At 67.7% G+C, this 20,215-nt stretch carries 27 protein-coding genes and 1 tRNA gene; 15 read left to right on the forward strand and 13 right to left on the reverse strand.

The annotated features are described in order from the left end of the window. Window positions 1-6 precede the first annotated feature (6 nt). Window positions 7-1,938: a threonine--tRNA ligase gene (gene thrS, locus FY251_RS14150; protein ID WP_148415658.1), complete on the reverse strand. Its 1,932-nt coding sequence runs from the start codon at window positions 1,936-1,938 to the stop codon at window positions 7-9. A gap of 207 nt (window positions 1,939-2,145) precedes the next feature. On the opposite strand from thrS, the gene malQ reads away from it, so the two are divergent. The 4 genes from malQ to FY251_RS14170 all read left to right on the forward strand — a co-directional run bounded on the left by malQ (window position 2,146) and on the right by FY251_RS14170 (window position 6,153). Next, the gene (gene malQ, locus FY251_RS14155) at window positions 2,146-3,636 is read left to right on the forward strand and encodes a 4-alpha-glucanotransferase (protein WP_148415660.1); all 1,491 of its coding nucleotides are present in this window, start codon (window positions 2,146-2,148) and stop codon (window positions 3,634-3,636) included. 65 nt (window positions 3,637-3,701) lie between these two features. Further along, complete coding sequence (locus tag FY251_RS14160; RefSeq protein WP_148415662.1) at window positions 3,702-4,646, forward strand: mechanosensitive ion channel family protein; 945 nt, start codon at window positions 3,702-3,704, stop codon at window positions 4,644-4,646. A 90-nt stretch (window positions 4,647-4,736) separates the two neighbouring features. Beyond that, complete coding sequence (locus FY251_RS14165; RefSeq protein WP_148415664.1) at window positions 4,737-5,651, forward strand: DNA-3-methyladenine glycosylase; 915 nt, start codon at window positions 4,737-4,739, stop codon at window positions 5,649-5,651. 61 nt (window positions 5,652-5,712) lie between these two features. Then, complete coding sequence (locus tag FY251_RS14170; RefSeq protein WP_148415666.1) at window positions 5,713-6,153, forward strand: DUF555 domain-containing protein; 441 nt, start codon at window positions 5,713-5,715, stop codon at window positions 6,151-6,153. A 166-nt stretch (window positions 6,154-6,319) separates the two neighbouring features. Here the strand turns inward: FY251_RS14170 and FY251_RS14175 are convergent, their stop codons facing one another. Further along, window positions 6,320-6,556 carry a UPF0058 family protein gene (locus tag FY251_RS14175; protein ID WP_004041569.1) on the reverse strand — a complete coding sequence of 79 codons (237 nt, stop codon included), beginning with the start codon at window positions 6,554-6,556 and terminating at the stop codon, window positions 6,320-6,322. Between the two features lie 266 nt (window positions 6,557-6,822). Here FY251_RS14175 and FY251_RS14180 point away from each other — a divergent pair, with 266 nt between their 5' ends. Beyond that, window positions 6,823-7,230: a translation initiation factor IF-2 subunit beta gene (locus FY251_RS14180; RefSeq protein ID WP_148415667.1), complete on the forward strand. Its 408-nt coding sequence runs from the start codon at window positions 6,823-6,825 to the stop codon at window positions 7,228-7,230. 57 nt (window positions 7,231-7,287) lie between these two features. On the opposite strand, the gene FY251_RS14185 is transcribed toward FY251_RS14180, so the two are convergent. The 8 genes from FY251_RS14185 to FY251_RS23415 all read right to left on the reverse strand — a co-directional run bounded on the left by FY251_RS14185 (window position 7,288) and on the right by FY251_RS23415 (window position 11,722). Beyond that, window positions 7,288-7,467 carry a hypothetical protein gene (locus FY251_RS14185; protein WP_008574529.1) on the reverse strand — a complete coding sequence of 60 codons (180 nt, stop codon included), beginning with the start codon at window positions 7,465-7,467 and terminating at the stop codon, window positions 7,288-7,290. A gap of 98 nt (window positions 7,468-7,565) precedes the next feature. Further along, complete coding sequence (locus FY251_RS14190) at window positions 7,566-8,564, reverse strand: transcription initiation factor IIB family protein (RefSeq protein ID WP_089777662.1); 999 nt, start codon at window positions 8,562-8,564, stop codon at window positions 7,566-7,568. A 223-nt stretch (window positions 8,565-8,787) separates the two neighbouring features. After that, a complete protein-coding gene (gene corA / locus FY251_RS14195; RefSeq protein WP_148415668.1) occupies window positions 8,788-9,771 on the reverse strand; it encodes a magnesium/cobalt transporter CorA in 984 nt (327 codons plus the stop codon). Beyond that, window positions 9,768-9,923, reverse strand: a complete 156-nt coding sequence (locus FY251_RS22610) for a hypothetical protein (protein ID WP_167344110.1) — start codon at window positions 9,921-9,923, stop codon at window positions 9,768-9,770. The genes corA and FY251_RS22610 overlap by 4 nt, the downstream gene beginning before the upstream one ends. A gap of 82 nt (window positions 9,924-10,005) precedes the next feature. After that, a complete protein-coding gene (locus FY251_RS14200) occupies window positions 10,006-10,632 on the reverse strand; it encodes a DUF6517 family protein (RefSeq protein ID WP_187367419.1) in 627 nt (208 codons plus the stop codon). A 126-nt stretch (window positions 10,633-10,758) separates the two neighbouring features. Next, window positions 10,759-11,130 carry a hypothetical protein gene (locus FY251_RS14205; RefSeq protein WP_148415670.1) on the reverse strand — a complete coding sequence of 124 codons (372 nt, stop codon included), beginning with the start codon at window positions 11,128-11,130 and terminating at the stop codon, window positions 10,759-10,761. A 38-nt stretch (window positions 11,131-11,168) separates the two neighbouring features. After that, the gene (locus FY251_RS14210; protein ID WP_148415671.1) at window positions 11,169-11,591 is read right to left on the reverse strand and encodes a hypothetical protein; all 423 of its coding nucleotides are present in this window, start codon (window positions 11,589-11,591) and stop codon (window positions 11,169-11,171) included. After that, window positions 11,588-11,722 carry a rubrerythrin-like domain-containing protein gene (locus FY251_RS23415; RefSeq protein WP_139043109.1) on the reverse strand — a complete coding sequence of 45 codons (135 nt, stop codon included), beginning with the start codon at window positions 11,720-11,722 and terminating at the stop codon, window positions 11,588-11,590. Before FY251_RS23415 ends, FY251_RS14210 begins: the two co-directional genes overlap by 4 nt. A gap of 115 nt (window positions 11,723-11,837) precedes the next feature. Between FY251_RS23415 and FY251_RS14220 the strand changes: the two genes are divergently transcribed. The 6 genes from FY251_RS14220 to FY251_RS14245 all read left to right on the forward strand — a co-directional run bounded on the left by FY251_RS14220 (window position 11,838) and on the right by FY251_RS14245 (window position 15,966). Further along, a complete protein-coding gene (locus FY251_RS14220) occupies window positions 11,838-12,680 on the forward strand; it encodes an NOP5/NOP56 family protein (RefSeq protein ID WP_148415672.1) in 843 nt (280 codons plus the stop codon). Beyond that, on the forward strand, window positions 12,677-13,342 hold the full coding sequence (locus FY251_RS14225) for a fibrillarin-like rRNA/tRNA 2'-O-methyltransferase (protein ID WP_148415674.1): 666 nt from the start codon (window positions 12,677-12,679) through the stop codon (window positions 13,340-13,342). The genes FY251_RS14220 and FY251_RS14225 overlap by 4 nt, the downstream gene beginning before the upstream one ends. Window positions 13,343-13,499: 157 nt before the next feature. Next, window positions 13,500-14,576 (forward strand): glutamate--cysteine ligase, encoded by a 1,077-nt coding sequence (locus tag FY251_RS14230; RefSeq protein WP_148415676.1) that lies wholly within the window; start codon window positions 13,500-13,502, stop codon window positions 14,574-14,576. A 67-nt stretch (window positions 14,577-14,643) separates the two neighbouring features. After that, entirely contained in the window at window positions 14,644-15,108 is a 465-nt protein-coding gene (locus tag FY251_RS14235) for a winged helix-turn-helix domain-containing protein (protein ID WP_089777670.1), read from the forward strand. A 121-nt stretch (window positions 15,109-15,229) separates the two neighbouring features. Next, window positions 15,230-15,730, forward strand: coding sequence for a phosphopantetheine adenylyltransferase (locus FY251_RS14240; RefSeq protein ID WP_148415678.1), 501 nt, complete (start codon window positions 15,230-15,232; stop codon window positions 15,728-15,730). Between the two features lie 29 nt (window positions 15,731-15,759). Continuing rightward, the gene (locus FY251_RS14245; protein ID WP_148415680.1) at window positions 15,760-15,966 is read left to right on the forward strand and encodes a hypothetical protein; all 207 of its coding nucleotides are present in this window, start codon (window positions 15,760-15,762) and stop codon (window positions 15,964-15,966) included. Between the two features lie 4 nt (window positions 15,967-15,970). Here the strand turns inward: FY251_RS14245 and FY251_RS14250 are convergent, their stop codons facing one another. Further along, the gene (locus FY251_RS14250; RefSeq protein ID WP_089777673.1) at window positions 15,971-16,279 is read right to left on the reverse strand and encodes a cyclin; all 309 of its coding nucleotides are present in this window, start codon (window positions 16,277-16,279) and stop codon (window positions 15,971-15,973) included. Window positions 16,280-16,385: 106 nt separating this feature from the next. Between FY251_RS14250 and FY251_RS14255 the strand changes: the two genes are divergently transcribed. Further along, window positions 16,386-16,468: transfer RNA gene (locus FY251_RS14255), tRNA-Leu, on the forward strand. A 213-nt stretch (window positions 16,469-16,681) separates the two neighbouring features. On the opposite strand, the gene FY251_RS14260 is transcribed toward FY251_RS14255, so the two are convergent. Then, window positions 16,682-17,116 (reverse strand): hypothetical protein, encoded by a 435-nt coding sequence (locus FY251_RS14260; protein WP_148415682.1) that lies wholly within the window; start codon window positions 17,114-17,116, stop codon window positions 16,682-16,684. 191 nt (window positions 17,117-17,307) lie between these two features. Between FY251_RS14260 and FY251_RS14265 the strand changes: the two genes are divergently transcribed. The 3 genes from FY251_RS14265 to FY251_RS14275 all read left to right on the forward strand — a co-directional run bounded on the left by FY251_RS14265 (window position 17,308) and on the right by FY251_RS14275 (window position 19,504). After that, window positions 17,308-17,670, forward strand: coding sequence for a group 1 truncated hemoglobin (locus FY251_RS14265; protein WP_148415684.1), 363 nt, complete (start codon window positions 17,308-17,310; stop codon window positions 17,668-17,670). Between the two features lie 117 nt (window positions 17,671-17,787). Continuing rightward, window positions 17,788-18,597, forward strand: coding sequence for a diadenylate cyclase (dacZ, locus tag FY251_RS14270; protein ID WP_004976646.1), 810 nt, complete (start codon window positions 17,788-17,790; stop codon window positions 18,595-18,597). Between the two features lies 1 nt (window position 18,598). After that, complete coding sequence (locus tag FY251_RS14275) at window positions 18,599-19,504, forward strand: mechanosensitive ion channel domain-containing protein (protein WP_148415686.1); 906 nt, start codon at window positions 18,599-18,601, stop codon at window positions 19,502-19,504. 75 nt (window positions 19,505-19,579) lie between these two features. Here FY251_RS14275 and FY251_RS14280 read toward each other — a convergent pair whose 3' ends face one another. Next, window positions 19,580-20,128 carry a DapH/DapD/GlmU-related protein gene (locus FY251_RS14280; RefSeq protein ID WP_148415688.1) on the reverse strand — a complete coding sequence of 183 codons (549 nt, stop codon included), beginning with the start codon at window positions 20,126-20,128 and terminating at the stop codon, window positions 19,580-19,582. Window positions 20,129-20,215: the final 87 nt, after the last annotated feature.

Raw genomic sequence — 20,215 nt, forward strand, 5'->3', positions numbered from 1 at the left:
GGCGCTTCACTCCTCGTCGGCGAGGAAGTCGGGCTCGGGGCGCTTTTCGTCGTATTCGCCCCGGAGGTGGTCGCGGAATTCCTCGACGCTCACGTCCTTGGCCTCGCGTTCCTTGCGGTCGCGGACGGAAATGGTTCCGGCTTCTTCCTCGTCGCCGCCGACGATGACCATGTACGGGACGCGGTCGGTCTGGGCCTCCCGAATCTTCCGGCCGAGCGTCCACGAGCGGTCCTCGATGTCGACGCGGAAGTCGCCGAGTTCGTACCGGAGCTTCTTCGCGTACCCCAGCTGGTCGTCCGAGATGGGCAGGATGCGGACCTGCTCGGGCGCGAGCCAGAACGGGAACTTGCCGTTGAAGTGCTCGATGAGCACCATGAAGAAGCGCTCGTAACTGCCGTAGAGCGCGCGGTGAATCATCACCGGCTGGTGGTCCTCGTTGTCCTCGCCCGTGTAGGTGAGGTCGAAGCGGTCGGGCATGTTGAAGTCGAGCTGGACCGTCGGGCCGTCCCACTTGCGACCGAGGGCGTCCTTGAACGCGAAGTCGATTTTCGGGCCGTAGAACGCGCCGTCGCCGGCCTCGATGCCGTAGTCGATGCCGCTGTCGTCGAGGACCGCGCGGAGCTGCGTCTCGGCCTGCTCCCAGATTTCGTCGCTCCCGACGGACTTCTCGGGGCGCGTGGCGAGCGCGACTTCGGCGTCGAGCCCGAACGTGTCGAACACCGTCAGGATGTTGTCGATGATGAGGTTGATCTCGTCTTCTATCTGGTCGGGGCGGACGAACAGGTGGCCGTCGTCGATGGTAAAGGACCAGACGCGCGAGAGGCCCGACAGCTCGCCGCGCTGTTCCTTCCGGTAGACCTTCCCGTCCTCGAAGTAGCGCACCGGCAGGTCGCGGTACGACCACGACTGCTGGTCGAAGATGGTCGCGTGGCCGGGGCAGTTCATCGGCTTCAGGCCGTACTCCTCGTCGTTCACGTCGAGGAGGAACATGTCGTCGACGTAGTTCTCGTAGTGGCCCGACTTCTTCCACAGCTCCGTCCGGAACAGGTGGGGCGTCTCGACGGGGTCGTAGCCCGCGTCGAGGTTGAGCTGTTTCGCGTAGTCCGCGAGCTCGTCGAGGATGCGCTTGCCGTTCGGCTGGTACAGCGGCAGGCCCGGCCCCGTCGTCTCGTCGATGGCGAACAGGTTCAGCTCCTGGCCGAGCTTGCGGTGGTCGCGCTCCTTTGCCTCCTCGCGCATGTCGAGGAACTCTTCGAGGTCCGATTCGGACTCGAACGCCGTCCCGTACACCCGCGTCAGCGTGTCGTTTTCCTCGTCGCCGCGCCAGTAGGCGGCGGAGATGTTCAGGAGCTTGACCGCGCCGATTTCGCCCGTCGACTCGACGTGCGGCCCCTTACAGAGGTCCTCGAACTCGCCCTGCTGGTAGAACGACAGCTCGTCGTCGCCGGCGGCCTCGTCTTCGAGGATGTCGCGCTTGTAGGGGTTGTCGGCGTACTTTTCGAGGGCCTCCTCGCGGTCGACGAGGACGCGCTCGATGTCGAGGTCCTCCTCGATGATGTCGCGCATCTCGTCTTCGATGGCTTCGAGGTCCTCCTGTTCGAGGTCGACGCTCGTCACGTCGTAGTAGAAGCCGTCGTCCGTCCACGGGCCGATGGTCAGCTTGGCCTCGGGGTGGAGCCGCTGGAGGGCCTGTGCGAAGACGTGGGCCGCCGAGTGGCGGAGCACGTCGAGATACTCGTCGGACTGGTCGGTGACGATGACGAGGTCCGCGCCGTCGTGGAGCGGCGTCTCCTTGTCCACGAGTTCGCCATCGACGACGCCGGCGACGGTGTCCTTGCCGAGGCCGGGGCCGATTGCGAACGCGGCGTCTCGCACCGTCGCACCCTCCTCGACGGAGAGTTCCGTCCCGTCGGGGAGGATGACAGCGATTTCACTCATACGCGCACGGAACGGACGGGGGAGAATAAGTGTTGTTGAGACGGGCGCGAGCGACGCCCGCTCGCGCCCGATTTCGTGCGATTTGCTAGCACAACTATTGTGCCGTCGTCGGCCCGACGCGGTCCCCTCCCCCGCGGTCGTGCCCTCGTCGTCGGCCCGCCGTTTCGACCCAAAGTACCAATTGGGTCGCACGCGGACCCTGTGGGTATGCGACTTTCTCGACAGAGCGGGGTGTTCATGCACGTCACCTCGGTCCCGGGACCCCACGGCATCGGCGACCTCGGCGACGGCGCGCGCGCCTTCGTCGACTTCCTCGCCGACGCCGAACAGTCGATGTGGCAGTTCTGTCCCCTCGGGCCGACCGAGCCGGCGATGGCGAACTCGCCGTACCAATCGACGTCCTCGTTCGCCGGCAACCCGCTTCTCATCGACCTCACCGGGCTCGCGGAGCGCGGGTGGCTCACCGACGACGACCTCGAACCAGTCCCCGACTTCGACCCCCACGCGGTCGACTACGAGCGCGTCGGCGAGTACAAGCGCTCGCGGCTCCGCACCGCCTTCGACCGCTTCGAGGTCGAGGCCACCGAGGACGACCGCGCCGCCTTCGACGCCTTCCGCGAGCGCGAGGCCGGCTGGCTGGAAGACTACGCGCTGTTCGCCGCCCTGAAAGACGAGTTCCGGCGGGCGTGGATAGACTGGCCGACCGAGCTGAAGACCCGCGACCCCGACGCGCTCGCCGACGCCCGCGCGGAGTACGCCGACGAGATTCGCTACCGCGAGTTCGTCCAGTTCTGCTTCGACGAGCAGTGGCGCGCCCTCGCCGACTACGCCGACGAGAAGGGCGTCACGCTCGTCGGCGACCTCCCCATCTACGTCGCGCTCGACAGCGCCGACGTGTGGGCCGCCCCCGAGGCGTTCGACCTCGCCGAGTCGAACGAACCCGCCGTGGTCGCCGGCGTCCCGCCGAACCCGGACGACTCCGGCCAGCGCTGGGGTAACCCGCTGTACGACTGGGAGACGCTCCGCGAGGACGGCTACGGCTGGTGGCTCGACCGCCTCCGCCGCCTGTTCGACCTCGTGGACGTGACCCGCATCGACCACTTCAAGGGCTTCGACGAGTTCTGGGCCATCGACGCCGACTCGGACGACCCCGGAAACGGCGAGTGGCGCGACGCGCCCGGCCACGACTTCTTCGAGACGGTCGAGCGCGAACTCGGCGAACTCCCCTTCATCGTCGAGGACCTCGGCTTTCTCGACCCCTCGCTCGTCGACCTCCGCGACCGGTTCGCCTTCCCCGGCATGCGCGTCCCGCAGTACGCCGACTGGTGCCGCGAGGGCGACATGTACCAGCCGATGCACTACCCCGAGAGCTCCGTCGCCTACACCTCGACCCACGACACCGACACGTTCGTCGGCTACTACCGCGACCTCGACGACCGCACCCGCGACTGCCTCCACTACAACATCGGCGCGGACGGCTCCGAGATTCACTGGTCCATCATCGACGCCGTCTGGAACTCCGCGTCCGTCCTCGCGTTCACGACGACGCAGGACCTCCTCGGCCTCGACTCGCACGCCCGGTTCAACACCCCCGGCACGCAGACCGGCAACTGGGAGTGGCGCGTCACCCGCGAGGGCCTCGACAGCGCGGTCGCCGACCGCCTCGCGAACCTCACGGACCTCCACATCCGCAACTGAGGTCGCCGCCCCCCTCGCCTCGGTTCGACTACACCTTTTTGGGTCGCCCACCCGACGGCCACGGTATGTCTCGCCGCCTCGGTCTCGGCGCGTTCGCCGCCGGACTCCTCGCCGCGGTCCTCTCGGCGCTCGTCCGCGCGACGACCCCGCTTTCGGACTTCGACGTGCCCAACGCCGACCTGCTCCTCTCGACGGGGCTGTCGGCCGCCGCGGTCGCGCTCGTCGCCTACGGCGTCTACCGCTTTCTCGCCGCGTTCCTCGTCGCGCGCATCGCGGACCGCCGCCGCGCCCACGACGTTCGGAACGTCCTGCGACTCGGGCTCGGCGGCGTCGCGCTCGTCGGCGTCCTCGGGGCGTTCACCGAACAGTGGCTCGGCGTGTTGGTCTCCTTCGGCGTCATCGGCTTCGCCGTCACCTTCGCGCTCCAACAGCCGATTCTCTCCTTTATCGGCTGGTTCTACATCCTCGTCAAGCGGCCGTACGCGGTCGGCGACCGCGTCAACATCGGCTCCGTCTCCGGCGACGTGGCCGAGGTCGACTTCCTCGTCACGACGCTCTGGGAGACCGGCGGCCCCCTCGCGTCGAACCAGCCGACCGGCCGGACCGTCACCGTCCCGAACTCGCTCGTGCTCTCCTCCGAGGTCGTCAACTACGGCGCGCTGTTCGACCGCGTCTGGACCGAGGTGCCGGTGCAGGTGTCCTACGAGACGGACCTCCCGTTCGTCCGGCAACTCCTCTTGGAGGTGGCCGACGAGGCGCTCGGCGACGACATGGACGCCGCGATGGAGCGCTACCGGGACAGACTCGCCGAGTCGCCGCTGGACCTCGACGTGGCCGACGGTCCGACGGTCAACGTCGCACAGGAGGAGTCGTGGGTCGTCTTCCGGCTCCGCGTGCTCGTCCCGCCGACCCGCGCCCAGCGCGTCAAAAACCGGCTGTACGAGCGCATTCTCGACCGTCTGGGCGACCACCCGGACCGCGTCAGCTTCCCGGTGAGCCGCAACCGCTGACGCGACGCGACCTGAGATGGTGCGCCGCGGGTCGCCGCCTCGCCCGCCGGCATCGAAACCCGCAAATCCCCCGCGCCCAACGTCGAAGCGATGGAGACGGGTGTCATCGACCTCGCGAGCCTCGACGGAGCGTTCGACCTCCAATCGACGCTGGAGAGCGGCCAGTCGTACCTCTGGGACCGCCCCGACGGCCGGATGTACGAGCGCGACGCGGCCCACGGCGGCGACGCGTGGTACCAGACCGTCGTCCCGCCGCTCGACGGCGTCTCCGACGAGTCTGCGGTCGTCAGGGTCCGCCAGACCGACGGCGCGCTGGAGTGGGAGTCGAACCTCGACGCCGTCCCGCTTTTGACCCACCTGCTCCGCCTCGACGACGACCTCGACGCCATCGTCTCCGAGATGCCCGACGACCCGCTCTTTCGGCGGGCCTACGAGGCGTATCCGGGCATGCGGCTCGTCCGCGACCCGCCGTTCGGCTGTCTCGTCTCCTTTATCTGCTCGGCGCAGATGCGCGTCTCCCGCATCTTCGGGATGCAGTCGCGGCTCAGAGAGAGCTACGGCGAGCGCGTCGAGTTCGACGGCGAGACGTACTTCGCGTACCCGACGCCGGAGCGGCTGGCCGAGGCTACGGAGGAGGAACTGCGCGACCTCAGCCTCGGCTACCGCGCGCCGTACGTCCGGCGGACGGCCGAGATGGTCGCCACGGGCGAGGCGACGCCCGCCGAGGCCCGCGGCCGCGACTACGAGGACGCCCGCGACTTCCTGACGACGTTCGTCGGCGTCGGCGACAAGGTCGCGGACTGCGTCCTCCTGTTCTCGCTCGACTACCTCGAAGCCGTCCCGCTCGACACGTGGATTCGGTCGGCCATCGAGGAGCACTACCCCGACTGCGACCGGGGGAACTACGCGGATACCTCGCGGGCCATCCGCGAGCGCCTCGGCGGCCGCTACGCCGGCTACACCCAGACGTACGTCTTTCACTACCTCCGCTCAGGCGGGGAGTGAGCGCCGCGAGACGGCGTGGCAAGAAGGTTGATACCCTTCGGCACATTACCTCCTCGTACCCATGGACTGCAGAGTCGTCGTCGAGGCCGCGGTCCCGGTGTACGACGTAGAAACCGTCGACGAGGCGATTCGCATCGCCATCTCGAAGACCGGGGAGATGCTCAATCCCGACCTGAAGTACGTCGAGATTAGCATGGGCGCTCGGACCTCGCCCGGCGGCGAGGAACTCCAACCCGCCTTCATCGCCGCGGACGAGGCGCTGGTCGCCCTCGAACTGGAGATGACGGTGTTCAACGTCGAACAGGAGGAACACGCCTCGCGCATCGCCCGGAAGGAGATCGGCCAACGCCTCGAAAACATCCCGCTGAAGGTGCTGTCGGTCGAACGAGTCGACGACGAGTCCGTCGAGACGGACGGCGAGGGCGACACCCGCGCCGAAACCGGTGCGTCGGACGCCGACGAAACGCTCGTCGACTTCGACGACCTCGTCGACGACCGCTGAGGCGTCGGCGGACCGCCGCCTCAGTCCCGCCCGCTGTTTCTGCCTGTACGGAACTCATCCACCGCTTCGACGCGGCAGTCGCTCGGGAGCGTCGTCGTCCGCGAGAGCACGGCGCAGTCGCTCTCGGGTGTAGGGTCGTAGAGGAGAACGCGTTTCTTGTCTCGGTTCAGTCGGCTTGCGGTGCGAGCGGCTCTGGTTCGGCCTCGCGCATCGCTCCGGTGATTCCTTTCGCCAGTTTAAACACGGCTGCTTTGTGGTCCGTCTTGGACTTGTGGATGGATGTCGGTCGTACGCCGAGTTCGTTGTACTCGACGAGACTGATTTCCTCGTCCTCCCAGGCCTCAATCTGGGTGTGGACTTCTGCGAGCAGACCGTGCAGGTGGATGAGTTCCTGCTTCTTCATGAGCAACCACGGCTTGAGACCGGAGGGATATAGTATTATCTTGAGTCACGTTAGCATCCGACTCCCTTAAACCGCCGATTATGGGTGTCTCAGGGAAAATTTCGTATTCGTCAGTTTGCAATTCGTTTGTTGTTTCGCCCGTCGATAGTGAGCCTCGGCGGAATCTCACGAGCAGTTTATATAGCTATGTAGGGCGCGCGCCGAGCGCCGGTCGCGCGCGCCGGGGGTCGTGAGAATTTTACGCCGGCGCGCGCGTACTGTCGCGCATGGACTACGACGACCAACTGGACCGCGCGCTCTCGGAGTCGTCGGACGTGGCGGAAGGCGGCGACCGCTTCAGCGTCCCGGAGCCGGCGGTCCGACAGGAGGGGAACGTCACGGTCTACGAGAACTTCGCGGCGACCCACGACCGGCTCGCTCGCGAGGCGACGCACGTCCTGAAGTTCTTCCAGACGGAACTGGGAACGAGCGCCCAAATCGACGACCGCGGTCGAGCGCGCTTTACCGGCGAGTTCAGACAGCGTCGCATCGCCGACGCGCTCGACGAGTACGTCGAGTCGTTCGTCCGCTGTAGCGAGTGCGGGTCGCCCGACACGAAACTCGTCACGGAGCAGGGCGCAGAAGTGCTGAAGTGCGACGCGTGCGGCGCGCTCTCGGCGATTCCCGACATCTGAAAACGAACGCCCGGCGGGTCGCTCCCGTTCGGGAGACGGCCCCGCCGTCACGCCTCGCTATTCGAACTGCTTGAGCGTCTGGAGGTCGCGTTCCGTCCGCATGAACTCGGCCGTGCGCCGCGTCGCGCCGCAGCCCTGACACGAGTAGTTGTCGCGGTGAGCGGGGAGTTCGGTCGGATTCGTCTCCCAGTCCTTTCCACATTCGGGGCACAAGAGTCGGACGAACGCTTCAACCATACCCCGTATATCCTCCGGGAGCGCGGATAAATGTTGTTACGGGCTGGCACGGGCGAGAAAAAGTGCGGGCCACCGGACGCACCGGGACCACAGAGCGCTTACGCGAACAGGGTGCCGTCTTGGACTTCGAGCAGCTCCTTGTAGCGGTTGCGGATGGTGACCTCGGAGATGTCCGCGACCGTCGAGACCTCGCTTTGGGTCACCTTCTCGTTGGTGAGGAGGGCGGCGGCGTAGACGGCGGCGGCGGCGAGGCCGACCGGCGACTTGCCGGAGTGGACGCCCGTCTCCTTCGCGTCGCGGAGGAGCTGTCGGGCCTGCCGCTCGGCCTCGTCGGAGAGGCCGAGCTCGCTGGCGAACCGCGGGACGTACTGCTCGGGGTCGGCGGGCTTGATTTCGAGCTTCAGCTCGCGGACGATGTAGCGGTACGTCCGGGTCAATTCCATCTTGTCGACGCGGGAGACCTTCTCCAACTCGTCGAGCGAGCGCGGGGTGCCGGCCATCCGGGCCGAGGCGTACAGCGCCGCGGTGGCGACGCCCTCGATGGAGCGGCCGGGCAGCAGGTCGTCGTTGAGCGCGCGGCGGTAGATGACCGAGGCGGTCTCGCGGACGTTCTCGGGGAGACCGAGGGCCGAGGCCATGCGGTCGATTTCGCCGAGCGCCTGCTTGAGGTTGCGCTCCTTGGAGTCGCGGGTGCGGAACCGCTCGTTCCACGTGCGAAGTCGCTGCATCTGCTCGCGCTGGCGCGGCGAGAGGGACTTGCCGTAGGCGTCTTTGTTCTGCCAGCCGATGTTGGTCGACAGCCCCTTGTCGTGCATCATCTTGGTCGTGGGCGCGCCGACGCGGGACTTGCTGTCGCGCTCGGCGGAGTCGAACGCGCGCCACTCGGGGCCGCGGTCGACCACGGTGTCCTCGACGACGAGGCCGCAGTCTTCGCAGATCGTCTCGCCGTGCTCCTCGTCGGTGACGAGGTGACCGCTGCACTCGGGGCAGACCTGCTTTTCGTCTCGCTGCGATTCGTCTCGCTCCGACTCTCGGGACCGGGCGTCCCGGGTCTTTGCGTCGGCACTGTAGGTTCGGGTGGTTATGGTGTCGCTCATGGTGGGGTGGAAGGCGCGGATACGTCTCGGCCGGGAAGACCACAGAAGACGAAAGAATAATCCGGCTTGGACGGGGCCTTACCAACAGTAAGTTCGAAAGTCTTATAAATGTTTCGCCGATCCCGTGTGGATGAATCGCACGATGTGGCCGCTTTGTCGTCATTGAGCCGACGGGAACCGACGGGTCGGCGTGAGTAATCGGGTAGTATATCTCTTTCGTCGCTCAGAGCCAGCCCTCCCGCCGGAAGTAGACGAGCAGGACCACGGAGACGAGCGCCATCCCGAGCATCGTCGCCGGGTAGCCGTAGGCCCAGCCGAGTTCGGGCATGTTGAACGCCGACGCGCCGGGGTCGAAGTTCATGCCGTAGACGCCGACGACGAGCGTGAGCGGGAGGATGATGGTCGCGACGACGGTGAGCGTCTTCATCACCTCGTTCGTCGACTGCGAGAGGGTGTTGAGGTAGATGTCCCGCGCGCCGCGCGCGAGGTCGCGGTACGTCTCCGTGAGGTCGACCAACTCGACGAGATGGTCGTACACGTCGCGGTAGTACTTCTCCGTCACCTCGCGGACGTAGTCGGGGTCGCCGCGGGCGAGCACGCCGACGGCCTCCCGCGTCGGCCACACGGTCTTCCGGAACGAAAGCAGGTCGCGCCGGACCGCGTTCAGCCCTTCGAGCACCTCCGGGTCCGGTCCTTCGAGGATGATGTCCTCGATGAGTTCTATCTCCTCGCCGACCTCGTCCAACAGCCCGAAGTACTCGTCGACGATGCGGTCGATGACGCGGTAGGCGACGAAGTCCGGCCCGAACCTGAGCATCCGCGGTTCCTCTCGCTCGATGGCGTTCCACACGTAGTTTATCGGCTCCAGTTCTCGGCGCGTCAGCGTCACGAGCCAGTCGTCGCCGAAGCAGAGCCCCACGGGTCTGGTCTGGACCTCCTCTTCGAACACCTGGTCGCCCGCGCGGAGCGTCGCCACCCGAACGACGACGAACGTGTACTCGTCGTACTCCTCGACTTTCGGCCGGGCGTCGTTCCGCACGTCCTCGACCGAAAGCGGGTGGACGCCGAACGCCTCGGCGACGCGGTCGAACTCCTCGGCGGCGGTCGCGCGAACCCACGTGGTCCCGTCGGCGTCGCGCGCCGCGTCCAGCGCGGTCTCCTCGTAGGCCGACGCGCCGTCGTCGCGGTAGACGAGCGCCGAAATCACCGCACGTCACCCCCGATGGCCCAGAGCGTGATGCCGACCATGACGGCCGTCACGGAGAACGCTCGTCCCGGATAGGTGACGAGCGTCCCGAGGCCGTAGCCGACGACGCCGAGCGCCGTCACCGCGATGCCTGCGGTCCGTACGCGAGTCATGGACTCACCGACCCGCGGCGACGAGAAAAAGGCACCCCCGAGGCGACCCCGCGAGCCACCGTCGGCGGTTCACCCGTGCGGCCTACGCCTCAGACGGGTGTTCGACCGAGCGAATCAGTTCGAGAACGTTCTCCTCCTCGCCGTCGAGTTGCTGTGGGTACAGCCCCATCGCGACGATGAAGTCCTCGTTGTGCCGGACCTTCGTCACGTGGACGTACACGTCGACCTCGTCCCCGCCGAACCGCGCGGTGGCGCTGTACTTCGTGACGTTGGCCGTCTGTCCGAGCATCTGGACGTTCCGCGAACTGACGGGGTCGACGTCGCTGAGGCCCTGATACCGGTTGTCGACGAGGCGGATGAGGTCGTCGTTCGAGTAGTCGCCGATGGGGCTCCGCGGCTGGCCCGCGACCTCGACGGCGGGCGTCGAGATGACGCTGAACGAGCCGAGTCTGGCCTCGCCGAAGAAGCCGAGGTCAAGCGTCTTCTCGTAGGTCGTGATGTGGTTGCTGGCGGCGATTTTGCGCTCCTGCCCGCCGAACGAGAGCGTGCGGTTCACCGCGAACGTCTCGGTCCCGTTCGTCTCGTAGCCGGCGTTCTCGGCGACCGTCGCGTCAGCCGCGGCGGGTTCAGATTCGAACGTCAGCGTCTCCTCGCCCGTCAGAAACCCGATACAGCCGCTCGTGAGCACGAGCGCGGCGAGCGCGAGCACCGCGACTACGCGTCTGGAACTCATTGCCCCGTCGTTTCCCCTCGCCGGGCATAAGTTCGGTGGCCGGGCGGTCCGGTGTTCGGCGCAATTTGGGTGCGGCCCGCGGCGCAGTCTGCGGGTTTCGCCTCAGTCGTCGAGGTCCCGCGACTCGTTTTCGCGGCGAATCACGCGACCGCTGTAGAGGTAGTAGGCGGGCGCGACGAACGGGAGCGCGAACGCCGCGCCGAACCAGAGATGCCGCGACCCGCCCCAGTCGATGCCCTGCCCGCGGAGCGACCTGATGTCGGCGCGGACGAGGCCCGCGTAGAAAATGTGCGTGACGAGGTAGACCGCGAACGCCGGTTCCGGCCCGATGTACAGCGAGACGGCGGTGAAGATGACGAACCCGATGGCGTAGATGACCGGCAGCACCCCGCGGTAGCGGCCGCGCGCCGGGCGCTGTTTCCGCTGTCGCTCGCGCTCGACCGCCGTCCCGCGGCGGTACTCGTCGGTGCTCATGTCGCTACGGTGTGGCCCGCGGGGAAAAAGTGGTTCGCTCAGCCGAGGTACTTGGCGTCGACCTCGTGCGGGCCGGCGTCCGTCGGGAGTGCGACCGCCTCGCGGAGGTGCTGGCGGACCGCCGACCGCCACGCCCGAACCGCCTCGGTGTGGCGCTCGTGGTGCGCTTCGACCTCGTACGGCTCCGGGCGGGTCTCGTCCACTTCGGGGTACGCGGGGGCGTCGTCGGCGACGAAGGCCCGCGGGTCGAGGTGTATCGGTTCGGGGTCGGCGTAGTCCGAGGCCTCGCCGCCGGTGCGGTGAATCCGCGCCCGCATCCGCCCGTAGAACGGCGGGGTGACGCGGAGGACGACGGGGGCGTCGCCTCGGCGGTTCGCTTCGAGGGCGGTCACGAGGTCGTCGGTCGTGACTGCGAGCGAGCGGACGGCGGTCGGGTCGGACGACCCGCGCGCGTCGTTCAATCTCCGACGCGCCCGCGAGTCGTCACCGACGTGGGCCGCAGTTCGCCGCTGCACTCCGGACAGGTCGAGCGGTACGACGCGGCGCTCACGGTCGTTTGACACTCACGACAGACGTACGAAGCGCGTTCCATCGAACATTCGTACGAGACATGGTGTGTTAAAACTTACCACGGAAATGCTGCGGGGGCGGCGACCCGCGCCCGCGGGTCCGTGTCCTTTTACCGGGACGGGGCGCAATCCGCCAGTATGACAGACGCATGGTTCGCCGGCGCGGACCCCGACGACCCCGAATCCGGGACGACGCGAGTCCGAACGGGCCGCGCCCCCGCCCCCGCCGACTGGCCGGCCGAGGCCGTCGCCGCCGGGTTCGCCGCCGACGAGACCGACTACTACGCCAAACTCCGCTCGGCGACGCTCGCCGCCGCCGGCGAGGCCGTCGCGGAGCGCGAGCGCGCCGACGACGTGCAGCTCGCCCACGCCGTGCGCGCGATGGACGACGCCGAACGGACCGCGAACGAACTCGCCGAGCGGGTCGTCGAGTGGGCCGGCACGCTCTACGAGGACGTCCCGCGCGGCCTCGACGGCGTCCGCGACATCGCCGCCCACGACCCCAAGACCGCCGCCGAAGAGCGCGTCGTCTCCTACGCCACCCGCGCGGTGGACCTGCTCGACGAGCGCGACGACCTCCGGTCGTTCATCGAGGAGCGCGCGCCCACGGCCGCGCCGAACCTCGCCGAGATGGCCGGCCCCGTCCTCGCGGCGCGGCTCATCGCGCTGGCGGGCGGCCTCGAAAACCTCGCCAAGAAACCGAGCGGCACGGTCCAAGTGCTCGGGGCCGAAGACGCCCTGTTCGCGCACCTGAAGGGCCGCGCCACCTCGCCCAAACACGGCGTCATCTTCACCCACGAGTACGTCCGCGGGACGCGCCCGCAGGACCGCGGGTCGGCCGCCCGCGCGTTCGCCGGGAAGCTCTCTATCGCCGCGCGCATCGACCACTACTCGGGCGACTACCGGCCGGACCTGCACGCCGAACTCGCCGACCGGATGGCGACGATTCGCGCCCGCGCCGACGGGGAGGCCGACGAATGAGCGACGACAGTTCCGCGGCCGACGCCGGTGCCGACCTTCCCGACGGCGTCGAACGCCGGACGTTTGGCGGCCGCCAGCGCCTCTCGACCGAGGGCGCACGGGTCTACGGCGAACCCGTTGATTCCGACGGCTGGCGCGCGTGGGACGCCGGGCGCTCGAAGCTCGGCGCGATGCTCGAACTCGGCATGGACACGGGCCTCGCCGGCGGCGAGTCGGTGCTCTACCTCGGGGCCGCCTCGGGGACGACCGTCTCGCACGTCGCCGACTTCGCCGGGCCGACCTACGCCGTGGAGTTCGCCCCGCGCCCCGTCCGCGACCTCGTCGGCGTCGCCGAGGACCGCGACAACCTCTTTCCGCTGTTGAAGGACGCGCGCGACCCCGAGTCCTACGCCCACGTGGTCGAATCCGGCATCGATTGCCTCGTCATGGACGTGGCGACCCGCGGGCAGGCGACCGTCGCCGTCCGCAACCGACAGTTCCTCGCGGACGACGGTCGGCTCCTGATGGCCGTCAAGGCGCGGAGCGAGGACGTGACCGCCGAGCCCGACGACGTGTTCGACGACGCGCTCGCCGAACTCGACTCGGCGTACGAACTCCTCGAAACCGCCCGCCTCGACCGCTTTCACGCGGACCACCTCGGCATCGTCGCCCGGCCGAAGTAGGTCGCCGGCGGCGGTTCCGTCATCGCACCGTCCGACGACTGTGTTCCGAGACGTGATTTCCGTGCGTCACTAGCTCCCGAATCGCTCGCCCGCGGTCGTGCGACGCGTTCGCCGGCTCCCACGGTGTTTTTAATTCGGCGCAACTTACGCCGTTGCGATGGAACTAGGGTCGGCGGACGCCTTCGACCGAATGGGGACGCTCGGCGTCGAAGAGGAATTCTACATCGTCGATGCCGACGGCCGCCCCACCTCGGGTATCGACGACTTAGTCTACGGACCGGAACCTCCCGAACCGCTCGCGGGACGGCTCGACCACGAGTTGTTCAAGTTCACTATCGAGACGCAGACGCCGCTCATCGAGGCCCCCGACGAGGCCGGCGCGGCCGTCGAAACGGTCCGCGAGGCGCTCGTCGACCACGCCGCGGACCACGGCTACCGCATCGCCGCGGCCGGGCTCCACCCCGCCGCCAAGTGGCGCGAACTCGACCACGCGACGAAGCCCCGGTATCAGGCGCAACTCGACCGGATTCAGTACCCACAACACCGGAACACGACCGCCGGCCTCCACGTCCACGTCGGCGTCGACGACGCGGACAAGGCCGTCTGGGTCGCCAACGAACTCCGCTGGTATCTCGCGCCGCTCCTCGCGCTCTCCGCGAACTCCCCGTTCTGGAACGGCTTCGACACCGGCCTCGCCTCCGCCCGCGCCAAGGTGTTCGAGAACCTCCCGAACACCGGCATGCCGACCGCCTTCGACGACTTCGAGGACTTCCAGCGCTTCGAGCGCCGGATGGTCGAGTACGGCTCGATAGACGACCGGGGCGAACTCTGGTACGACGTGCGCCCCCACACCGGCCACGGGACGGTCGAAATCCGCACCCCCGACGCCCAGACCGACCCCGAGCGCGTCGCCGACTTCGTCGAGTACGTCCACGCCCTCGTGTTGGACCTCGCCGACCGCTACGAGTCCGGCGAGTCGGGGACGCCGGTCCGCCGCGAACTCCTCGACGAGAACAAGTGGCGCGCGACCCGCTACGGCCGTGACACCGACTTCATCGCCCCCGACTCCGAGGGCGTCGTGAGCCTCGAATCGTTCGTCGAACGCGAGTCCGACCGCCTCGGGGTCGACGGCCTCCGGTCGCTTCTCGACGCCGAATCCGGAACCGCCGTCCAGCGACGGATTCACGAGGAATCCGGGCTCGACGCCCTGTGCGAACACTTGACGCTGGACTGAGTCGCACGCCGACGCGCGACAGGAAACATTTTTTAGCGCCCCAGTTTTGACCTTTGCCGTAGCACAAATGTCTGCGGACCAGAGCACAGAGGGGAGCGCGGAGTCGACGGACGAAGACAACTCGGGCGGCGCGGCCGACTGCGCCGTCTCCGAGTTCGACGACGGGTTGGTGGACCTGCTCGCGTGGATTCTCGACACCGAGACCCGCGCGCGAATCTACGTCCACCTCCGACAACACCCACACTCGACGAGCGAGGAAGTCGCCGAGGGGACCGGCCTCTACCCCAGCACGGTTCGGGAGGCGCTGGCCGAACTCGCCGACGACGAGACGGTCGAGCGCCGCAAGCGGAAGAGTTCCGGCGCGGGCAACAACCCCTACGAGTACGTCGCCATCGCGCCGAGCGACCTCGTGAAGGGCGTCACCGGGCAGGTGCAGGCGCAGTTGAACGCCGTGTTCAACCTCGACCGACACCTCGGCACCGACCGCACCGACGAGACCGAACCGGTCACGATTACGGTCCGCGAGGAGTAGCCCCGCGGTCTCCCGGCTTCTACGGTGGTTCGCCCGGCTTCGTAGCCCCCCGCTCACCCCGCGCGTTGGTCCGTTAGGCTAACCCGACCCGCTTAAGTCGCGCCGTACCCACCGCGAGAGTATGCACGTCGCGCTGGGCGGGACGTTCGACCCTGTCCACGATGGACATCTCGCGCTGTTCGAGCGGGCGTTCGAGTTGGGTGATGTCACGGTCGGACTCACGAGCGACGAACTCGCGCCGAAGACGCGACACGTCGACCGCTACGTCCGGCCCTTCGACGACCGCAAGGCGGACCTCGAAGCCGAACTCCGGCCGCTCGCCGAGGCGTACGACCGCGAGTTCGAGGTCCGCGAACTCGACAGACCGACCGGCATCGCAACCGAACCCGGATTCGACGTCCTCATCGTCTCGCCCGAGACGCGACGCGGCGGCGAACGCGTCAACGAGATTCGAGAGGAGAAGGGCCTCGAACCCCTCCGTATCGAGGTCGTCGAGCACGTCCCCGCCGAGGACGGCGACCGCATCTCCTCGACGCGAATCGTCTCCGGGGAGATAGACCGCCACGGCAACCTCACGCCCGACCGCGAGGGCCGCGGCCGGACGCCCCCCAGCGACGAATAGTTTTCACGCCCACGGTCGTACTGTCGCCCATGCGACACCCGCTTTTCGCCAGCTTCGCCGTCGGCGTCGTCGCCGCGGTCCTCGTCGGTATCGCCGTCACCGAGATGGCCGCTCGGTGGGTCTTCTTCTCGCTTTTCGTCGGCATCCCGGCCGGTCTCGTCGCCGGCGTCCTCGCCACCGCGGCGACCTACGCCGTCTTGACTCGCCGGATGGCACCCGCGCGCTCCTCGGAGTGACCGCCTACCAACTCGGGGGGCGGAAGCCGGCCTCTCGGAGGAGGTCCTTCCAGCGCTGTTGGATGCTGAGCCGCGACACGTCCATCGACTCGGCGACGGCGGTCTGGGAGCGCTCCTCGCCGGCGATGAGCGCGCCGGCGTAGAGGCTGGCGGCGGCGACGGCTCGCTTCGAGCGCTCCTCGTCGGGCAACTGCGTGAGAAACATGTCCGAGGCGTACGAGCGGGCCTCGCTGCCGAGTTCGAGGCCGTCGGCGGCGGCGTCGATGCGGGCCAGCCACTCTCGGTTGTCTCGCTGGTCTCGGGCGCTGTACATGGTCGTCGTTGCGGCCGCGGGAGCATAATCCCCGCGGCGGGCGCTCGTGACGTTTATATACCGTTGCGGGAAATGTGCGGTCGAAGGGCGAGCGTCGCCCGACTGCGCGCGGGTAGCCAAGTGGCCAAAGGCGCAGCGCTTAGGACGCTGTGGTGTAGACCTTCGCAGGTTCGAACCCTGTCCCGCGCACTAAGCGAATGAAGTGAGCGAGGGAGCAGACAGGTTCGAACCCTACGAGACGAGCACAGCGAGTCTCGGCCCGGTTCGAACCCTGTCCCGCGCATACCGTCTCGAACACCGTGAGAGACGTGTCTGCGCGACAGAAGGGTTCGAATCAGGGAGCAACGCGAAGCGTTGCGACCGTGGTTCGAACCCTGTCCCGCGCGCCTTCCCGAGCGTTCGTCATCGAATCGTGTGCTCGCGGACCTCCACGGTCCCGTTTTCGAGGACGGTGAGTTCGAACGACTCCGTGGTGCCGACCGGGCGCTCCCACTGTACCGTTCCGTTCACCGCGACCGAGACCGTCTGACGGGTCGGTTGCAACTGGTCGGTCAGGTCGAGGCCGCCGTCTCCGCCGTAGTCGGAGAGCGTCTCGTTGAAGACCGCTTCACCGCCGACTGCGACAGCGACGCGCCCCGTGAACCCGGCCTCTGGATGGAGTGATAGTCGGGTCTCGGGTGTCCGGCCGGTGAGCGCACTCGTCCGCTCGGACGTCGCGGTCGGCTCAGTCGGTGACTGTGTGGTCGCCGCGGACTGAGGCGTCGTTTCGGCTGTCGTTGTGTCGGGGGCTCCAGTTCCCGAGCACCCCGCGAGAACAATCAGCAGAGCGGTTAGCACGACAGGGATCGAGTGACGCATCTCTCTAATCGGTAACACCACCTCTCGCTGTCAAATCTCTTGTGGGGCCCAGACGCGGGAGATTCAAACAGAACGCCCTCTCACCCCGCCGCGACCCCGCACTCCTCGTTTAAAGACCCCGCATACGTTCGGAGGAAACCTTACCGTCGTGGTGTCCAATTCGCGGACGAATGCCTGCGCAGTCACTCTACGCTCGCCTCGGCGGCCGCGAGGCCGTCGAAGCAGTCGTCTCGGACTTCTACGACCGCGTCCTCGCCGACGACTCGGTCGCGCACTACTTCGACGACATCGACATGGTCGAACAGCGCGCCCACCAAGTCAAGTTCATCAGCGCCGTCGCGGGCGGTCCCGTCGAGTACGACGGGGCCGACATGCGGGCGGCCCACGACCACCTCGACCTCTCGGGCGAGGACTTCGACGCCATCGCCGAACACCTCGCGGCCGCGCTCGACGAAAACGGCGTCGACCCGGACGACGCCGACGCGATTCTCGACGAGGTCGCCGCGCTCAGAGCGCCGATTCTGGGGCGATAGGTCCCGCTCGACCCCTCTTCGGGGAGAATCAGTCGCCGGTCTCGACCGGTCGAATCGCGCACGCCACGCGTCAGACGCGACACAACCCTTTTTCTCGCCCGGTGTGTCTCTCCACCAATGGCGGCGTTATCCGAATTATTGGGCGACCTCGTGGCGGACGTCGATGGGCTGTTCCTGTTCACGCCGAGCCACTCCCACTACGAGCAGTTCGCCGAGACGGACGTTCCGACGGTGGTCATCGCGCCGGAGAACACGGTCGAAGCCGAGACGTTCGTGGAACTGCCCCTGCAGTTCCAGAACGTCAAGGACCGCATCCGCTTCGGCGTCGAGGGCGCGATGGAACAGAGCATCGTCGAGGCCGGCGACACCATCGCCTGCAACGTCGGCGTCTTCGGCGGCGACCTCGACTCGCTCGTCCGCGTTCGCGTCGACGAGAACATGCGGTCGGGCATCTACGACCTCTTCGCGAACTCCCGGGCGGACCCGGGCGTCATCCGCGACGTGTTCGAGGTGGCCATCGAACTGGGCAAGAAGGGCCAGAAGGGCGAACCCGTCGGCGCGCTGTTCATCGTCGGCGACGCGGGCAAGGTGATGAACAAGTCCCGGCCGCTTTCGTACAACCCCTTCGAGAAGTCCCACGTCTACGTCGGCGACCCCATCGTCAACGTGATGCTCAAGGAGTTCTCGCGGCTCGACGGCGCGTTCGTCATCTCCGACTCGGGGAAAATCGTCTCGGCGTACCGCTACCTCGAACCCTCGGCGGAGGGCGTCGACATCCCGAAGGGGCTGGGCGCGCGCCACATGGCCGGCGGCGCGATCACCCGCGACACCAACGCCACGGCCATCGTCCTCTCGGAGTCCGACGGCCTCGTTCGGGCGTTCAAGGGCGGCAAAATGATTCTCGAAATCGACCCGGAGGCGTACTGAGATGCCGGGGTCCGCTTCGGCGTCCCTCGTCTATTCGTCGGTCGGTCCCGCGTCAGCGCCCACGGTCGCACCCGAATCCGCATCCGCATCTGTCTCTGTGTCCGCACCCGTCGTCCCGCTCCAGACGGTCGGCGGCGTCGTCGACGACATCGTTCGAATCGCCGGGATACGGTTTCTCGGCGTGCTCACCATCCTGCTTTTCGGCTTGGTGCTCGCGTACGTCGCGGGGACGCTCGTCCACCGACTCCTCGTCAGCGTCGGCGTTCCGGAGGCCATCGAGGGCACGGCCTTCGAGCGGACCGCCCGCGACTTCGAGACCTCGACGGTCGAAATCCTGTCGTGGCTGACGCGGTACTTCGTCCTCGGAATCAGCGTCTTCGCCGCGCTCTCGTTCGCCGGCGTCAACTACGCAGACCGGTTCTGGGGCCTCGTCATCGCCATTCTCCCGCAACTGTTCATCGCCATTCTGGTCCTCATCACCGGGGTCGTCGTCGGCGACAAGGTCGAACTCCTCGTCGCCGAGCGGTTCCGCGCGGTCAAACTCCCGCAGGTGAATCTCCTCCCCGCGCTCGCCAAGTACACCGTCTTCTTCCTCGCCACGCTGGTCGCGCTCTCGCAGGTCGGCGTCGCCACGCTCGCGCTCATCGTCCTCCTCGCGGCGTACTTGCTGGGTCTCATCGTGTTCAGCGCCGTCGCCTTCCGCGACCTGCTTCGCTCGGGCGCGGCGGGGACGTACCTCCTTTTCACCCAGCCGTACAGCATCGGCGACGAAATCGTCGTCGGCGACGTCCGCGGCGTCGTCCAGGAGTTCGACATGTTCGTCACCCACGTCGAAGCCGAGGAGACGGAGTTCGTCGTGCCGAACGCGCGCGTCCTCAACAAGGGCGTCGGCCGCGTCCGCAGGTGACCCGACCGCCCACCGCCCCGCGAGAAGTCGCTCGCTCGCCGCCCTCACGGCCACCTGACGGCGACGGCGAGTCGGTCACTCCCCGTCCCCGTCGGCCTCGCCGCCGGACATCGGTCTCGCGGGAACCCCGGCGACCGTCTCGCCGGCGGGCACGTCTCGCGTGACGAGCGAGTTCGCCGCGACCTGCGCGCCCTCGCCGATGCGGACGCCCGGGAGGACGGTCGCCTTCGCGCCGATCATGGCGCGCTCGCCGACGACGACCTCGCCGGTCCGGTACTCGTCCTGCAGGAACTCGTGACAGAGAATGACCGCGTCGTAGCCGACGATGGCGTCGTCCTCGACGGTGACGAGTTCCGGCCAGAACACGTCGGGCGTCGCTTCGAGGCCCCACGAGACGCCCCTTCCGACGGTCACACCGATGCGTCGGAGCGCCCAGTTTCTGACTCGGAGCGACGGCGCGATGCGGGCGACGAGGACGAACACGTAGTTGAGCATCACGCGCCAGACGGGTTTGGCGTCGGTCCAGTACTGGAGCGAATTCCGCGGACCGGGCGTCGGGTGGTGCTGGATTCGGTCGTGTCGGCGGGTCTCTGGGTCCGCCGGGGCGGCATCGTCGTCGGTCACGTCAGTCGATTGGACCGCGGGGGTAAAAGCGCCCTCGGCGCGGGGCTGACGAGAGAAAGAGAAGTAGAAAGACGGCCCGCGGGGTCG

The sequence above is a fragment of the Haloferax sp. KTX1 genome, from assembly GCF_902410085.1.
Taxonomy (GTDB): Archaea; Halobacteriota; Halobacteria; order Halobacteriales; family Haloferacaceae; genus Haloferax; species Haloferax massiliensis.

Bases quoted from the DNA above. Each gene is read 5' to 3' on its own strand.
- FY251_RS14175 (WP_004041569.1), bottom strand. From the start codon at position 6,556: ATGAAGAAGCAGGAACTCATCCACCTGCACGGTCTGCTCGCAGAAGTC.
- FY251_RS23415 (WP_139043109.1), bottom strand. From the start codon at position 11,722: ATGGAACGCGCTTCGTACGTCTGTCGTGAGTGTCAAACGACCGTGAGC.
- FY251_RS14225 (WP_148415674.1), top strand. From the start codon at position 12,677: ATGAGCGACGACAGTTCCGCGGCCGACGCCGGTGCCGACCTTCCCGAC.
- FY251_RS14245 (WP_148415680.1), top strand. From the start codon at position 15,760: ATGCGACACCCGCTTTTCGCCAGCTTCGCCGTCGGCGTCGTCGCCGCG.
- FY251_RS14235 (WP_089777670.1), top strand. From the start codon at position 14,644: ATGTCTGCGGACCAGAGCACAGAGGGGAGCGCGGAGTCGACGGACGAA.
- FY251_RS22610 (WP_167344110.1), bottom strand. From the start codon at position 9,923: ATGACTCGCGTACGGACCGCAGGCATCGCGGTGACGGCGCTCGGCGTC.
- FY251_RS14160 (WP_148415662.1), top strand. From the start codon at position 3,702: ATGTCTCGCCGCCTCGGTCTCGGCGCGTTCGCCGCCGGACTCCTCGCC.
- FY251_RS14240 (WP_148415678.1), top strand. From the start codon at position 15,230: ATGCACGTCGCGCTGGGCGGGACGTTCGACCCTGTCCACGATGGACAT.
- FY251_RS14165 (WP_148415664.1), top strand. From the start codon at position 4,737: ATGGAGACGGGTGTCATCGACCTCGCGAGCCTCGACGGAGCGTTCGAC.
- FY251_RS14275 (WP_148415686.1), top strand. From the start codon at position 18,599: ATGCCGGGGTCCGCTTCGGCGTCCCTCGTCTATTCGTCGGTCGGTCCC.
- FY251_RS14230 (WP_148415676.1), top strand. From the start codon at position 13,500: ATGGAACTAGGGTCGGCGGACGCCTTCGACCGAATGGGGACGCTCGGC.
- FY251_RS14265 (WP_148415684.1), top strand. From the start codon at position 17,308: ATGCCTGCGCAGTCACTCTACGCTCGCCTCGGCGGCCGCGAGGCCGTC.
- FY251_RS14220 (WP_148415672.1), top strand. From the start codon at position 11,838: ATGACAGACGCATGGTTCGCCGGCGCGGACCCCGACGACCCCGAATCC.
- thrS (WP_148415658.1), bottom strand. From the start codon at position 1,938: ATGAGTGAAATCGCTGTCATCCTCCCCGACGGGACGGAACTCTCCGTC.
- FY251_RS14170 (WP_148415666.1), top strand. From the start codon at position 5,713: ATGGACTGCAGAGTCGTCGTCGAGGCCGCGGTCCCGGTGTACGACGTA.
- FY251_RS14185 (WP_008574529.1), bottom strand. From the start codon at position 7,467: ATGGTTGAAGCGTTCGTCCGACTCTTGTGCCCCGAATGTGGAAAGGAC.
- FY251_RS14205 (WP_148415670.1), bottom strand. From the start codon at position 11,130: ATGAGCACCGACGAGTACCGCCGCGGGACGGCGGTCGAGCGCGAGCGA.
- FY251_RS14180 (WP_148415667.1), top strand. From the start codon at position 6,823: ATGGACTACGACGACCAACTGGACCGCGCGCTCTCGGAGTCGTCGGAC.
- FY251_RS14190 (WP_089777662.1), bottom strand. From the start codon at position 8,564: ATGAGCGACACCATAACCACCCGAACCTACAGTGCCGACGCAAAGACC.
- dacZ (WP_004976646.1), top strand. From the start codon at position 17,788: ATGGCGGCGTTATCCGAATTATTGGGCGACCTCGTGGCGGACGTCGAT.
- FY251_RS14250 (WP_089777673.1), bottom strand. From the start codon at position 16,279: ATGTACAGCGCCCGAGACCAGCGAGACAACCGAGAGTGGCTGGCCCGC.
- malQ (WP_148415660.1), top strand. From the start codon at position 2,146: ATGCGACTTTCTCGACAGAGCGGGGTGTTCATGCACGTCACCTCGGTC.